Here is a 15,305-nt window from a genome sequence, read left to right as displayed (position 1 = left end):
GGGCGGTCAGCGCTTGGCCGGACCTCAGGGTTTGGCCACGTGCCAGACGTCCTTCATGCCATCGCCGGTCATATCGCCGGCTTTCTTGTCCTTGATGAAGGTGTACAACGGTTTGCCGTCATAGGCCCACTGCATCGTTCCGTCGTCCCGCTTGATCTGCGTCCATTCGCCCTCGGCTTTTTCACCTGCCTTGACCATCAACGGCGGCCAGTTCTTGGCACACTCACCACTGCACATCGACTTGCCACCCATATCCTTGTCAAAGGTATAGAGGGTCATGCCTTGGGCATCGACAAGCATGCCATCCTTTTCCATGGCATATTCGGCCAAGGCCACCCCCGGCAAGGCCAGTGCCGCTGCCGTGAAAAGCGCTATCCAGTTCAGCGTATGTCGAGTCATTGGATCCACCTTCTGTTCTCGGGTGTGGGAACTTTAAGCCTAGCCCAGTAACAGAATGTTGCTGCAAGCGCCCACGACCTGTCACACGACTGCAATAATTCCGTTATCTAATGCGGGCCAAGACACCTGAATGGCAAGAGGTTACAGCATGGTTGGCAGAAACATTCTAATCGTCGACGACGAAGCGCCGATTCGCGAGATGATCGCCGTTGCATTGGAAATGGCCGGCTATGACTGCCTGGAAGCAGAAAATTCGCAGCAGGCGCATGCCATCATCGTCGACCGCAAGCCAGACCTGATCCTGCTCGACTGGATGCTGCCCGGCACCTCTGGCATCGAACTGGCACGGCGTCTCAAGCGCGACGAGCTGACGGGTGACATCCCGATCATCATGCTCACCGCCAAGGGTGAGGAAGACAACAAGATCCAGGGGCTGGAAGTCGGCGCTGACGACTACATCACCAAACCTTTTTCTCCACGGGAACTGGTGGCCCGCCTGAAAGCCGTGTTGCGCCGTGCTGGCCCAAGTGACGGCGAAGCCCCCATCGAAGTCGGCGGGCTGCTGCTCGACCCGATCAGCCACCGTGTCACCATTGACGGCAAACCTGCTGAAATGGGCCCAACCGAATACCGTTTGCTGCAGTTCTTCATGACCCACCAGGAACGCGCCTATACCCGAGGCCAGTTGCTTGATCAGGTCTGGGGCGGAAACGTCTATGTCGAAGAACGCACCGTCGACGTACATATCCGACGCCTGCGCAAAGCACTGGGTGAAGCCTACGAGAATCTGGTACAAACCGTCCGTGGCACCGGCTACCGTTTTTCGACTAAAAGCTGAAGCGTCTGACGCGCGTAAGCTTGCAGCTCGCAGCTGCCTCTGGAAAGGATGTTCCGCTAATTGAACCAGAACTGGCATGGCACACTGATTCGCCACATGCTGTTGCTGACCACGATCTGCCTGCTGGCCGGCCTGATCAGCGGCTACTATGGCTGGAGCCTGGCGCTGGGCCTGGGGCTCTACCTGGGCTGGACCCTGAAACAGCTCCTGCGCCTGCACGAATGGTTACGGCTGCACCAGGTCGACGAAGCTCCGCCCGATGGCTACGGCCTTTGGGGCGAGGTCTTCGATAGCATCTACCACCTGCAACGCCGCGACCAGCGCGTTCGTGGTCGCCTGCAAGCGGTGATCGACCGTGTTCAGGAGTCGACCGCCGCGCTCAAGGATGCGGTGATCATGCTCGACAGCGACGGTAACCTGGAGTGGTGGAACCGCGCCGCGGAAACTCTGCTGGGCCTGAAGACCCCACAGGACAGTGGCCAGCCGGTCACCAACCTGGTACGTCACCCTCGCTTCAAGGAGTACTTCGAACAGGAGAACTACCTTGAACCCTTGGAAATTCCGTCGCCGATCAATGACCGTCTGCGCGTGCAACTGCACATCACCCGGTACGGCAACAACGAACATTTGATGCTGGTGCGCGATGTCACCCGCATTCACCAGCTCGAACAGATGCGCAAGGACTTCGTCGCCAACGTCTCCCACGAGCTACGCACGCCGCTGACGGTGATCGCTGGTTATCTGGAAACCCTGCTGGACAACGTCGAGGACGTCAACCCACGCTGGGTACGTGCACTGCAGCAGATGCAGCAGCAAGGCGGACGGATGCAGACCCTGCTCAACGACCTGCTGTTGCTGGCCAAGCTGGAAGCTACCGACTACCCGTCGGATAACCAGCCGGTGTCGATCAACACCCTGCTGCAGTCGATCAAAAGTGATGCCAAGGCCCTCTCCGGGCAACGCAACCAGAACATCACGCTGGAAACCGAGGGCGATGTCTACCTCAAAGGCAGCGAAGCGGAGCTGCGCAGTGCCTTTTCCAATCTGATCTTCAACGCGGTGAAGTACACCCAGGATGGCGGCCAAATCCGCATCCGCTGGTGGAGCGACGCCCAGGGGGCACACCTGAGCGTGCAGGACTCCGGTATCGGTATCGACCCCAAGCACCTGCCGCGCCTGACGGAACGGTTCTACCGGGTCGACTCCAGCCGCGCCTCCAATACCGGTGGCACCGGCCTGGGCCTGGCAATCGTCAAGCATGTCCTGCTGCGTCATCGCGGTCGCCTGGAGATCAGCAGCGTACTGGGCCACGGCAGTACCTTTACCTGCCATTTCGCGAGCACGCAACTCGCCCTGCGCAACGCCTCCTGAACGCGCGCCACTAGGCATTTGCGCCTCCAGCCGCTACATTGGCCCACTTGTGCCGACAGAAGTCGGCGCAGCACCTCTCTACTTTTCAGAAGACGGACCCCTTAAAAATCCATCATGGACCCTTCCGCTGGTTTTAGCCTCGCTTCACTTTTCGCCGATTTCGGCATGATTCTCTTCGCGCTGCTGCTGGTTCTGCTCAACGGATTCTTCGTTGCGGCCGAGTTCGCCATGGTCAAGCTGCGCTCGACCCGGGTCGAGGCCATCGCCGATAAAAACGGCTGGCGCGGACATATCCTGCGTACCGTACACAGCCAGCTGGACGCCTACCTGTCGGCCTGCCAGCTAGGCATCACCCTCGCCTCGCTGGGCCTGGGCTGGGTCGGTGAGCCGGCTTTCGCTCACCTGCTCGAACCACTGCTGGGCGCCGTTGGCGTGCAGTCGCCGGAAGTGATCAAGGCCGTATCGTTCTTCAGCGCCTTCTTCGTCATTTCCTACCTGCACATTGTGGTCGGCGAGCTGGCGCCCAAATCCTGGGCCATCCGCAAACCCGAGTTGCTGTCGCTGTGGACGGCCGTGCCGCTGTACCTGTTCTACTGGACGATGTACCCGGCAATCTACTTGCTCAACGCCAGTGCCAACGCCATTTTGCGAATCGCTGGCCAAGGCGAGCCTGGACCGCACCATGAGCACCACTACAGCCGCGAAGAACTGAAGCTAATCCTGCACTCCAGCCGTGGCCAGGACCCGAGCGACCAAGGCATGCGTGTACTGGCCTCGGCGGTGGAAATGGGCGAACTGGAAGTCGTCGACTGGGCAAACTCCCGGGAAGACATGGTCAGCCTGGAAGCCAATGCCCCCCTCAAGGACATCCTGGCGATGTTCCGTCGGCACAAGTTCAGCCGCTACCCGGTCTATGACGCAGAACGTGGCGAATTCATCGGCCTGCTGCATATCAAGGATCTGCTGCTGGAACTGGCCGACCTCGATCATATTCCCGAGTCCTTCAACCTGGCCGAGCTGACCCGGCCATTGGAGCGCGTTTCCCGGCATATGCCACTCTCGCAGTTGCTGGAACAGTTCCGCCAAGGTGGCGCGCACTTCGCCCTGGTCGAGGAAGCCGACGGCAAAGTCATCGGCTACCTGACCATGGAAGACGTGCTGGAAGTACTGGTCGGTGATATTCAGGACGAGCACCGCAAGGCCGAGCGCGGCATTCTCGCCTACCAGCCAGGCAAACTGCTGGTACGAGGCGACACACCATTGTTCAAGGTCGAGCGCCTGCTCGGCGTAGACCTGGATCACATCGAGGCCGAAACGCTCGCCGGACTGGTCTATGAGACCCTCAAGCGGGTACCGGAAGAGGAAGAAGTGCTGGAAGTCGAAGGGCTGCGCATCATCATCAAGAAGATGAAGGGGCCAAAGATCGTTCTGGCCAAGGTCCTCAAACTCGATTGACCGCGCTACGGGTTGCCGGCGGTAAAGTTCGGCAACCCGTCGATAGGCTGGTTGAACTGGTAGGGAATCGACTCCAGGGCCAGCCCGACATTGCGCTGCACCACAAAATGCAGGTGTGGCCCGCTGCTGTTGCCGGTGTTGCCTGAACGCGCCAGCGCATCGCCCAGTGCCACCCGCTGGCCTTCTCTGACCACCACCGAACCCTGCATCAAATGCAGATAGACGCCCATGGTCCCGTCTGCATGCAGAATCCGCACAAAATTGCCGGCCGGCTCGGTACCCCGGCCATGCTGATTGTTCTCGATTTTCACGACCACACCGGCGCGTGCAGCTATGATCGGCGTCCCTTCAGGCATAGCGATATCCATGGCATAACGCCCTTTGGGCCCGAAATGGCTGAAGCGTCCGTTGGCCCCCTGAGTCAACCGAAAGGGCCCTCCACGCCAGGGCAATGGATAGCGGTATGCTTGCGGACGCCGGGCTGGATCACCCAGTGAGTGCAGAAAGGTCTCACTGTAGCCGATGGGCAGATCGACCTGCAGCGCGTTCAGCACGGTGATCGGCAACGTGGCACGCGCAGGAAGCACGCGCCGCACAATCAGTGGCGGATCCCCTTGTACATTGCTCAAGCGCGCCAGACGCAGCTCCACCTCAACAGGGGCGTACAACCTATTGCGTGCAAAAAAGCGCACACCGCCAGTGAAGGGCTTGGCGATGAGCTGAATCTGCTCCTCCAGATGCTCGACCATAGGCTCACGAATGACGAACGCGTAGGCACCAGGACTGGGGCGGTCCGAATACGACACCACACCGTTGGCATCGGTGTTTTTGTAGAACGTCGTAGCCAGCGTCGAACCGGTGGCCACGAACAGGGCACAGAACAGCAGCAGGCGTATGGGCATGGGTCATGGCTTTCTGACAGGTGTGCTCTGTCGAAGCCTAGCAGCTCAAATCGCCAATGACGGGATGACCGTTGCCCGTCGTGTGTAGCGGTACTCGCTGATTCCTGTACGACGCTTGCAGCAGCCCTATAGGAACCAGCAAAGAAGGTCAGGCACCCGGCGTGAAGTGCTTCTGCGCCGTGCCGCGGGCGATCAGCCGCGAAACGTAGTCGAGCTTTTGCGCATCTTGGTCAACAAAGCGGAAGGTAATCTGCAACCAGTCGCTATCCGGCTTCGGCTCCAAGGCCGCCACCGCATGCAGGTAACCGTTCAAGCGTGCGGTTTCAGCGCTTTCACCCTGTTCCAGATCGAGCACCGCGCCTTCCAGCACTTGCGGCAGTACCTCACTGCGGCGCACCACAATCAGGGCTTCCTTGAGGCTCAGAGCCTTGATCACACAAGGCTGAATGCCACTCGGCAAACGCAGCTGGCCTTGGCCACGACCGGCCGGAGCGGCTGCCTTGGGCTGTGGCGTAGGTGCATTGAGCAGCGGCTTGGCTGGGGCAACAGCAGCAGCCGTCGGCTTGACGGTTTCGGCCTTGCCGCCGGTCAGGGCACTCAACGAATCATTGGCAAACGCCGAGTTGGCTCGGGTCGGTGCGCTGGACAGCAGTGCGTCGAGCTTGCCAACCCTGGACAAGGCTTTCTTGACCTTGGTCAGCAGCTGTTCGTTGGTAAATGGCTTACCGATAAAGTCCGAGACGCCGGCCTGGATAGCCTGGACAACGTTTTCCTTGTCGCCACGGCTGGTCACCATGATGAACGGCAACGCTTTCATCGACTCTTGCTGGCGACACCAGGTCAGCAGCTCAATACCCGACATTTCTGGCATTTCCCAGTCGCATAGCACCAGGTCAAAGGCCTCACGGGACAAGATTGCCTGAGCCTTGCGACCGTTGACCGCATCTTCGGTCACGATGCCGGGAAAGGCATTACGCAGGCATTTTTTTACCAGATCGCGGATGAAGGGCGCATCATCCACCACCAAAACACTGACTTTACTCATCGCCACTCCTTTTCAATCCCGGCTAGCATAACGCTGACTGATGGCAATCTGCCAAAAACGGGTCACGCCGGGACTCTCTTGCGTTCGCGGGGTGCCACCTCACTTGCTCGACCGCAAACGAAAACGCCCGGCCAAGGCCGGGCGTTCATTCTCGGGGCAGTCTTACTTATCGTCCGATTTGTCGGGAACATTAGCCCTTTCGGCGCCGCCCTGAACCTCTTCTTTCATCCGTGCCAGGCCCAGATGGCGAACATCAGTGCCGCGCACCAGGTAAATCACCAGTTCGGCAATATTGCGAGCGTGGTCGCCGATACGCTCCAGCGAGCGCAAAGCCCAGATCACGCTCAGTACCCGCGAAATCGAACGCGGGTCTTCCATCATGTAGGTCACCAGTTCACGCAATGCCGTCTTGTACTCGCGGTCGATGGTCTTGTCGTACTGAGCCACCGACAGCGCCAGGTCTGCGTCGAAACGGGCGAAAGCGTCCAGCGCATCGCGAACCATGTTGCGGACCTGATCGCCAATGTGGCGCACTTCGACATAACCGCGCGGCGACTCACCCTCTTCGCAGAGCTGGATAGCCCGACGGGCGATCTTGGTCGATTCGTCACCAATGCGCTCCAGGTCGATCACCGACTTGGAGATGCTGATGATCAAGCGCAGGTCAGAGGCAGCCGGCTGTCGACGGGCCAGAATGCGTACGCACTCTTCGTCGATGTTGCGTTCCATCTGGTTGATCTGCTCGTCGACCTCACGCACCTGCTGGGCCAGGCCCGAGTCGGCCTCGATCAGCGCAGTCACCGCGTCGTTGACCTGCTTCTCAACCAGGCCACCCATCGCCAGGAGGTGGCTGCGCACTTCTTCGAGCTCGGCGTTGAACTGCTGGGAGATGTGATGGGTAAGGCTGTCTTTATCGATCATGGAGAATCCTTGGGGCATCCGGTGAGTACGGTCAGGCGGCGTTCAGGCGCTGAGTCCTAGCCGTAGCGACCGGTAATGTAGTCTTCAGTCTGTTTCTTCGCCGGGTTGGTGAACAGGGTGTCGGTATCACCGAACTCGACCAGTTTGCCCATGTACATGAACGCGGTGTAGTCCGATACCCGTGCCGCCTGTTGCATGTTGTGGGTAACGATCACGATGGTGTACTTGGATTTCAGTTCGTAGATCAGCTCTTCGACCTTCAGTGTGGAGATCGGGTCAAGTGCCGAGCACGGTTCATCGAGCAGCAAGACTTCCGGCTCCACGGCGATGGTGCGGGCAATCACCAGACGCTGCTGCTGACCACCGGACAGGCCCAATGCCGACTCATGCAGGCGATCCTTGACCTCATCCCACAGCGCCGCACCCTTGAGTGCCCACTCAACGGCTTCGTCGAGCACACGCTTCTTGTTGATACCCTGAATGCGCAGGCCGTAGACCACGTTTTCATAGATGGTCTTGGGGAATGGGTTCGGCTTCTGGAACACCATGCCGACGCGCCGACGCAGCTCGGCGACATCTTCGCCCTTGCGGTAGATGTTGTTGCCATACAGGTTGATCGCGCCGTCCACACGGCAACCGTCGACCAGATCGTTCATCCGGTTGAAGGTGCGCAGCAGGGTCGACTTACCGCAGCCGGACGGGCCGATGAAGGCCGTGACACGCTGCTTGGGAATGTTCATGCTGACGTCAAACAGTGCCTGCTTTTCGCCGTAGTACAGGCTCAAGCTCGGCACTTCGATGGCCACGGTTTCTTCAGCCAGGCGCAGGCTCTGCTTGTCGCGGCCCAAGGCCGACATATCGATGCCGTGGGCGTGGGATTCATGCTGCATGGTTAGACTCCATACGCTATCAATGTCGTTTCATCGAACCGCCCGGCGACCGGGCGGCACTTGCAATTCAGGGACGGCCTATCAGCTGTCCAGCGCCTTGTACTTCTCGCGCAGGTGGTTACGGATCGCCACGGCCGACAGGTTCAGCAGGGCAATGACCAGCACCAGCAACAGCGCCGTGGCGTAGACCAGCGGTCGTGCGGCTTCGACGTTCGGGCTCTGGAAGCCCACGTCATAAATATGGAAGCCCAGGTGCATGATCTTCTGGTCCAGGTGCAGGTACGGGTAGTTACCGTCCACTGGCAGCGACGGTGCCAGTTTCACCACACCGACCAGCATCAGCGGAGCCACTTCACCGGCCGCACGTGCAACAGCCAGGATCATGCCGGTCATCATCGCCGGGCTGGCCATCGGCAGGACGATTTTCCACAGCGTCTCGGCCTTGGTCGCACCCAGTGCCAGAGAACCTTCACGCACCGTCCGCGGAATCCGTGCCAGACCTTCTTCAGTAGCGACGATCACCACCGGTACGGCCAGCAGCGCCAGTGTCAACGAAGCCCAGAGCAGGCCTGGTGTACCCAGGGTAGGCGCTGGCAGCGCTTCGGGGAAAAACAGCCGGTCAAGCGAGCCACCCAGCACGTAGACGAAGAAGCCCAGGCCAAACACACCGTATACGATGGCCGGAACACCGGCGAGGTTGTTCACCGCGATTCGGATCAGACGTGTGACCGGTCCCTGGCGCGCATATTCACGCAGGTAGACCGCCGCCAGTACGCCGAACGGCGTGACAATAACGGCCATGATCAGGGTCATCATCACGGTACCGAAGATCGCCGGGAAGATCCCGCCTTCGGTGTTCGCTTCGCGAGGATCGTCGCTGAGGAACTCCCAGACCTTGCTGAAGTAAACGCCCAGCTTGGTCAGGGTACCCATGCTGTTTGGCTGATAAGCGTGAACCACCTTGCTCAGGTTGATCTCCACTTCCCGGCCATTCGAATCGCGGGCCACCAGGCTGTCGCGGGCGAACGCCTGGTGCAGGCTGCCGAGACGGTCCTCAACGGCCTTGTAGCGATTGTTCAGCTCGGCGCGCTCACTCTCGATGTCCGCTTGCGCAGCGGCATCGAGCTTGCCGTTGAGCTCCAGCTTGCGGCCATGCAGGCGAAGGCGCTCAAGACCATGGTTGATCGCACCAATGTCCTTTTTCTCCAGCGACTGCAGCTCGCCAGCCAACTGATCGGCGCGCTTGAGGCGTGCCTGCAGTTCATTCCAGGCGGCCTGGCCTTCGGCGACGACCTTGCCGTCCTCCTTGACGCTGACCAGGTGGCCGTAGAAGTTGCCCCACTCGCGACGCTCTAGGGCAATCAGATCCGCTGGCGTGGTTTGCTCGGTCAACCACTCGCCCACAACCCAGGTAAAGTCCGTGCCGTTGAGGTCGCGGTTACCGACCTTGATCAGCTCGCGGGTCATGAACTCCGGGCCTTCGTCAGGCACCGGCAAACCGGCACCCTTCAAGCGTGCACGGGGTACTTCTTCCTTCTGCACCACTTCGCCGACAACGATGTGGCTGGCCTGACCCGGCACGTTATAGGTGGTCTGGATCAAATCAGCAGGCCAGAAGTGACCCAGGCCACGCACGGCGATCACCGACAGCAGGCCGATCGTCATGATTACCGCGATGGACACGGCGCCACCGCTGATCCAGACGCCAGGGGCGCCGCTCTTGAACCAGCTTTTGAGGGAATCCTTTTTCACGGATCTCTACCTTCCTATCAAAGCGACGAGTATTTCTTGCGCAGACGCTGGCGAATCAGCTCGGCCAAGGTGTTCATCACGAAGGTGAACATCAGCAGTACCAGCGCGGCGAGGAACAGCACGCGGTAATGGCTGCCACCGACTTCCGATTCCGGCATCTCCACCGCGACGTTGGCCGCCAGGGTGCGCATACCTTCAAACAGGTTCAGCTCCATGACCGGTGTGTTACCCGTGGCCATCAGCACGATCATGGTTTCACCGACCGCACGGCCCATACCGATCATCAGCGCCGAGAAGATCCCAGGGCTGGCGGTCAGGATGACCACACGGGTCAGGGTTTGCCACGGCGTGGCGCCCAGCGCCAGGGAGCCCAGGGTCAGGCTGCGTGGCACGCTGAATACGGCGTCTTCGGCAATCGAGTAGATGTTCGGGATAACCGCAAAGCCCATGGCCAAGCCGACTACCAGAGCGTTGCGCTGGTCGTAGGTGATGCCCAGGTCATGGGTGATCCACAGGCGCATGTCGCCACCGAAGAACCAGGTTTCAAGGAACGGGCTCATGTACAGGGCAAACCAGGCGGTCAGCAGGATCACCGGGATCAGGATCGCGCTTTCCCAGCCATCCGGTACCCGCAGACGGATCGACTCAGGCAGGCGACTCCAGGTGAAGCCGGCAACCAGAATGCCGATGGGTGTCAGCAGCAAGAGGCTGAACACGCCCGGTAGGTGACCTTCCAGATAAGGCGCGAGGAACAGACCCGCGAAGAAACCGAGGATCACCGTCGGCATCGCTTCCATCAGCTCGATCACCGGCTTGACCTTGCGACGCATGCCGGGTGCCATGAAGTAAGCGGTATAGACCGCAGCAGCAATCGCCAGCGGCGCTGCCAGGATCATGGCGTAGAACGCTGCCTTCAAGGTACCGAAGGTCAGTGGCGACAGGCTCAGCTTGGGCTCGAAGTCGGTGTTGGACGCAGTGGACTGCCAGACGTACTTCGGCTCGTCATAGTTCTCGTACCAGACCTTGCTCCACAGCGCACTCCAGGACACTTCCGGGTGCGGATTGCGCAGGCTCACCGGCAGCAATTTGCCGCCTTCTTCGATGATGATCCGGTTGGCACGTGGCGACAGTGCCAAGATGCCCGCGCCTTCGGCGACTGGCTCGATCAACAGGGTACGGTGGGCGGTGCTGTGGAAGACACCCAGCTTGCCGCTGGCATCCAAGGCGACAAAGCCCTTGCGGCGCTCTTCAGCGTCGATCTGTACCACCGGGTCGGTGCCCATCTTGAAGTCACGAATGCGTTTGAAACGCTGCTCGCCATCAGGGTCGCGGGCCATGAACCACTGGCTCAGGCCGCCTTTGGAATCACCGATGATCAGCGAGATACCGCCCACCAACTGAGTGCTGGCGGTGACTTCGGCATTGCCGTCGTCGAGCAGTTTGTAGCGGCCGTTGAGGCTTTTTTCACGCAGGCTGAACACGTCCGCCTGAGCGCGACCGTTCAGTACATACAGCCACTGCTGGCGTGGGTCGATGAAAATGGCCTTCACTGGCTCGGTCATCTGCGGCAGATCGATACGGCTCTGCTCACTGGTGACCTCACCGGTCATCATGTTTTCTTCGCGGGCCAGCGACAGCACTTGCAGGTGCGAACCGGTCGAACCTGCAACCACCAGCGTGTCGCCATTGACGTTCAGGCTCACGTGCTCAAGCGGACGCCCTTCGTCATCGAGGGTGAACGGTGCCTGCCCATAGGGGTAGTCGATGGCTGGGCTGATGGTTTTCTTGTTGTCCGGGTAGGTGATCTTGTAGCTGTGGCTGAACGCCAGCGCCTGGCCATTGGAGAGACCCAGTACCACTAGCGGGTTACCTGGCTGATCGACACCAATCGAGGTGACCTGGGTATCGGCGGGCAACGGCAGGTCGACGTGTTGCAGTTCGGCACCGGTCTTGGTGTCGAAGAACAGCACTCGGCCTTTGTCGGAAACACGCATCCCCACCAGGTTCTGTTCTTCCAGGGAGATCATCAGCGGTTTGCCGGCATCCTGTTGCAGCCAGGCTGGAGTCAGCGCCTTCTTGCTGGTCAGTTCAGCACCTTGGAACAGTGGCATGACCACGTACGCAAGGTAGAAGAAGATCAAGGTAATCGCAGCCAGCACGGCCAGCCCGCCCACCAGTACGTACCAGCGGGTCAGGCGATCCTTGAGCGCGCGCAGACGGCGCTTGCGTTGCAATTCGGGCGTATTGAAGTCAATCCGCACGGGGGGAGAATTTTGGGTCATTGTGGAGTTGGCCAGATCATTCATGCGCACACCCTAGCGGTCCCGTATGACAGAAACATGACAATGCAGTGACGCAAAAAAGCCCGCCGCTCAGGTGTCCTGGCAGCGGACTCGCAATTTGCAGCAGGATTCGGCCAAGACCGAACCCCGCCAGGTTCACACTCAGTTCTGCGCGACGCCTTTGGCGCCTTGGCTCAGGCCGAGGTCGGCCAGGGCTTTCTCAGCCACTTTGGCTGGCAGTGGGATGTAACCGTCTTTCACCACGACTTGCTGACCGGCCTGCGACAGGACCAGCTTGACGAACTCGGCTTCCAGCGGGGCCAGAGGCTTGTTCGGTGCCTTGTTGACGTAAACGTAGAGGAAGCGCGACAGCGGGTAGGTGCCGTTCAGCGCGTTGGTTTCGTTGTCTTCAACGAAAGCGCCGCCTTCCTTCTTGGCCAGTGCCACGGTTTTCACGCTGGCGGTTTTGTAACCGATGCCCGAGTAACCGATGCCGTTCAGCGAGCTGCTGATCGACTGAACGACCGAAGCCGAGCCTGGCTGCTCGTTGACGTTAGGCTTGAAGTCGCCTTTGCACAGGGCTTCTTCCTTGAAGTAGCCGTAGGTGCCAGACACCGAGTTACGGCCGAACAGCTGAACCGGCTTGTTGGCCAGGTCGCCGGTCACACCCAGGTCACCCCAGGTTTTGACGTCGTTCTTGCCACCGCACAGGCGGGTCGACGAGAAAATCGCATCGACTTGAGCCATGGTCAGGCCCTTGATCGGGTTGTCCTTGTGCACGAAGACAGCCAAGGCATCAACAGCAACCGGGATTGCGGTTGGCTTGTAGCCATACTTCTGCTCGAACGCCTGCAGCTCGACGTCCTTCATCTTGCGGCTCATCGGGCCCAGGTTGGCAGTGCCTTCAGTCAGAGCCGGTGGCGCTGTGGAGGAACCCGCGGCCTGAATCTGAATGTTCACGTTCGGGTATTCTTTTTTGTAGGCTTCAGCCCACAAGGTCATCAGGTTGGCCAGGGTATCGGAACCGACGCTGGAGAGGTTGCCCGAAACGCCCGTGGTTTTGACGTAATTCGGAATAGCAGGGTCAACAGCGGCAACCGCATTAGCGGTTGCAACGCCAGCGGCGGCAAACGTCAGGGCCGCCATCAAACGCTTCAGTTTCATGCCTTGCTCCTAGCAGGAATTGGGGTTGAGATGAATCGGGCCCCAGTATCTGCAGGGCGTATGACCACTCTATGAAGTGAATATGACAATTAGATGAAAGGCCTTCACCGCTCAGGCGGGAAGGCCTTTCAAATTGTAACCACAGCGGGTCTAGAGCAGTGTCAGCGCTTCGTCGCCAGCAAATAGCAGCCCACCAGCAGACCAATGGTGCAGATACCGGCCACGTAATAGGACGGGCCCATGGGGCTGAGCTTGAGCAAATACGTCACGACCATCGGCGTCAGGCCACCAAAAATGGCATAGGCCAGGTTGTAGGAGAATGACAGGCCACTGAACCGCACCACCGGTGGAAACGCCCGTACCATCACGTAAGGCACCGCACCGACGATGCCAACGCACAACCCGGTCAACGCATACATCGGAAACAGCCACTCCGGATGGGTCGACAGGCTGTGATAAAACACCCATGAACTGGTCAACAGGCACAGGCTACCGGCCACGAACACCCGTCCGGCACCAAAGCGATCGGCGAGCATGCCTGCGGCGACACAGCCAACGCTGAGCAGCACAATGGCCAGGCTATTGGCCTGCAGTGCAACGGTCAGCGGGAAGCCGTAGACCGTCTGCAACACGGTCGGGGTCATCAGGATCACCACGATGATGCCCGCCGACAACAGCCAGGTCAGCAGCATCGACAGAATGATTGCACTCCGATGGTCACGCAGCACCGCTCGCAGCGGTACTTCTTCGGCCAGCGCCTGGCGCGCCTTCATCTCGGCGAACACCGGGGTTTCGTGCAGCCAACGACGCAAATAGACCGAAAACAGACCAAACACTCCACCGAGCAGGAACGGAATCCGCCAAGCGTAGTCAGACAGTTCCTGCTCACTGTAGAGACTGCCAATCAGAGTGGCCACCAGCGAGCCGAGCAGAATGCCGGAGGTCAGCCCCGCTGTGAGGGTACCGCAGGCATAACCGGTATTGCGTGCCGGGACATGCTCAGAGACGAACACCCAGGCGCCCGGGACCTCGCCACCGATGGCCGCGCCCTGGATCACCCGCATCAACAACAGCAGGATCGGCGCCCACATGCCAATCTGCGCGTAGGTAGGAAGCAAGCCCATGATCAGCGTCGGCACCGCCATCATGAAGATACTCAGGGTGAACATCTTCTTGCGCCCCAACAGGTCGCCGAAGTGCGCCATGACGATACCGCCCAGTGGGCGTGCCAGGTAGCCGGCAGCAAAGATGCCGAAGGTTTGCATCAGGCGCAGCCATTCGGGCATGTCGGCAGGGAAAAACAAGTGGCCGACTACTTTGGCAAAGAATACGAAGATAATGAAGTCGTAGAACTCCAGCGCACCACCCAGGGCGGAAAGCGACAAGGTCTTGTAGTCACTGCGAGTCAGCGGCCGCGAGGGCTGCGCGATACTGGTGGGCACGGAGGTCATCGACGCATCTCTTTATTAATGGTTGAAGCGGCAACAGCGCTGGTTGCAGCCAGGGAAAAATGTTGGATCCGAGGCAATTTGCTTGAAAACGTACAGGATGTACACATTCACGACAGATAATGGTGACCGTATGGTCGTCGCTGCACGCGGGGCTCTATATACTGGCCTCATGCAGGAAAAGGCTACGCCTTATGGAGGATGTTGTGCGAAAGCGCCGCTGAATATACTTAGTCGGTTTCGCAGAGTTTCCTTTCGCCGCCTGGCTAAAGCGAACGCAGCGTAGCGTGCGTATGCTGATTCGTTTGTCGAGGCGTCCACACTGCGCTAACCAATGAAGCGTCACGGGTCAGAGGCTACCCCGGCATGATTGAACTCGAACAAGAAGATCCTATCCCGCAAGGCGACCTGGCCCTGCAAATCACCGCATTGCCGCGTGAAACCAATGGTTTCGGCGATATCTATGGTGGCTGGCTGGTCGCCCAGATGGACCTCGCCGGCACTGCCATGGCCAGCCGTGTAGCAGGTGGCCGTGTTGCTACCGTCGCGATTGATCGCATGGCCTTCCTGGTGCCTGTCGCCGTTGGCGCGCAGCTGTCCTTCTATACCCAGACCCTGGAAATCGGCCGCAGCTCGATCCAGATGATGGTCGAAGTGTGGAGCGATGACCCGCTGTCCAGCGAATGGCGCAAGGTTACTGAAGCCGTGTTCGTCTTCGTTGCCATCGACGGCAGCGGTCGCACCCGTTCGGTACCACCTCGTCGCTGAGCGGCTGGCGCGGTAAACTCGACGGTAGGCGAGAGGTCAACGACCTTACGGCAATCGAACGAGATCACGC

Annotated in this window: 13 protein-coding genes; 4 read left to right on the top strand and 9 right to left on the bottom strand. The window is 59.7% G+C overall.

All coding sequences use genetic code 11. The annotated features are described in order from the left end of the window. Positions 1–24: 24 nt before the first annotated feature. A complete protein-coding gene (locus IE038_RS00895) occupies positions 25–399 on the bottom strand; it encodes a COG4315 family predicted lipoprotein (RefSeq protein WP_189394960.1) in 375 nt (124 codons plus the stop codon). A 148-nt stretch (positions 400–547) separates the two neighbouring features. Between IE038_RS00895 and phoB the strand changes: the two genes are divergently transcribed. The 3 genes from phoB (at position 548) to IE038_RS00880 (ending at position 4,063) form a co-directional block, all read left to right on the top strand. Continuing rightward, positions 548–1,237, top strand: coding sequence for a phosphate regulon transcriptional regulator PhoB (gene phoB, locus IE038_RS00890; RefSeq protein WP_028942483.1), 690 nt, complete (start codon positions 548–550; stop codon positions 1,235–1,237). Between the two features lie 96 nt (positions 1,238–1,333). Beyond that, positions 1,334–2,608 (top strand): phosphate regulon sensor histidine kinase PhoR, encoded by a 1,275-nt coding sequence (phoR, locus tag IE038_RS00885; RefSeq protein WP_229775579.1) that lies wholly within the window; start codon positions 1,334–1,336, stop codon positions 2,606–2,608. 114 nt (positions 2,609–2,722) lie between these two features. Further along, complete coding sequence (locus tag IE038_RS00880; protein ID WP_102052731.1) at positions 2,723–4,063, top strand: hemolysin family protein; 1,341 nt, start codon at positions 2,723–2,725, stop codon at positions 4,061–4,063. Between the two features lie 5 nt (positions 4,064–4,068). Here IE038_RS00880 and IE038_RS00875 read toward each other — a convergent pair whose 3' ends face one another. From IE038_RS00875 to IE038_RS00840, 8 genes are all read right to left on the bottom strand, one after another. Next, positions 4,069–4,965 (bottom strand): peptidoglycan DD-metalloendopeptidase family protein, encoded by an 897-nt coding sequence (locus tag IE038_RS00875; RefSeq protein WP_163931715.1) that lies wholly within the window; start codon positions 4,963–4,965, stop codon positions 4,069–4,071. 148 nt (positions 4,966–5,113) lie between these two features. Further along, positions 5,114–6,010 carry a response regulator gene (locus IE038_RS00870; RefSeq protein WP_163931712.1) on the bottom strand — a complete coding sequence of 299 codons (897 nt, stop codon included), beginning with the start codon at positions 6,008–6,010 and terminating at the stop codon, positions 5,114–5,116. Positions 6,011–6,172: 162 nt separating this feature from the next. Next, positions 6,173–6,931, bottom strand: coding sequence for a phosphate signaling complex protein PhoU (gene phoU, locus IE038_RS00865; protein WP_163931709.1), 759 nt, complete (start codon positions 6,929–6,931; stop codon positions 6,173–6,175). Between the two features lie 56 nt (positions 6,932–6,987). Then, positions 6,988–7,821, bottom strand: coding sequence for a phosphate ABC transporter ATP-binding protein PstB (gene pstB, locus IE038_RS00860; RefSeq protein WP_163931706.1), 834 nt, complete (start codon positions 7,819–7,821; stop codon positions 6,988–6,990). An 81-nt stretch (positions 7,822–7,902) separates the two neighbouring features. Beyond that, positions 7,903–9,573, bottom strand: coding sequence for a phosphate ABC transporter permease PstA (pstA, locus tag IE038_RS00855; RefSeq protein WP_163931703.1), 1,671 nt, complete (start codon positions 9,571–9,573; stop codon positions 7,903–7,905). Between the two features lie 17 nt (positions 9,574–9,590). Continuing rightward, positions 9,591–11,879 carry an ABC transporter permease family protein gene (locus tag IE038_RS00850; protein WP_163931700.1) on the bottom strand — a complete coding sequence of 763 codons (2,289 nt, stop codon included), beginning with the start codon at positions 11,877–11,879 and terminating at the stop codon, positions 9,591–9,593. Between the two features lie 138 nt (positions 11,880–12,017). Beyond that, positions 12,018–13,019, bottom strand: coding sequence for a phosphate ABC transporter substrate-binding protein PstS (locus IE038_RS00845; protein ID WP_189394959.1), 1,002 nt, complete (start codon positions 13,017–13,019; stop codon positions 12,018–12,020). A 161-nt stretch (positions 13,020–13,180) separates the two neighbouring features. Continuing rightward, the gene (locus IE038_RS00840) at positions 13,181–14,470 is read right to left on the bottom strand and encodes an MFS transporter (protein ID WP_189394958.1); all 1,290 of its coding nucleotides are present in this window, start codon (positions 14,468–14,470) and stop codon (positions 13,181–13,183) included. Positions 14,471–14,833: 363 nt separating this feature from the next. Between IE038_RS00840 and IE038_RS00835 the strand changes: the two genes are divergently transcribed. Further along, positions 14,834–15,235 carry an acyl-CoA thioesterase gene (locus IE038_RS00835; RefSeq protein WP_065758118.1) on the top strand — a complete coding sequence of 134 codons (402 nt, stop codon included), beginning with the start codon at positions 14,834–14,836 and terminating at the stop codon, positions 15,233–15,235. Positions 15,236–15,305: the final 70 nt, after the last annotated feature.

This window comes from Pseudomonas laurentiana, from assembly GCF_014648275.1.
Taxonomy (GTDB): domain Bacteria; phylum Pseudomonadota; class Gammaproteobacteria; order Pseudomonadales; family Pseudomonadaceae; genus Aquipseudomonas; species Aquipseudomonas laurentiana.
This window is presented reverse-complemented; position numbering and strand designations above follow the sequence as displayed.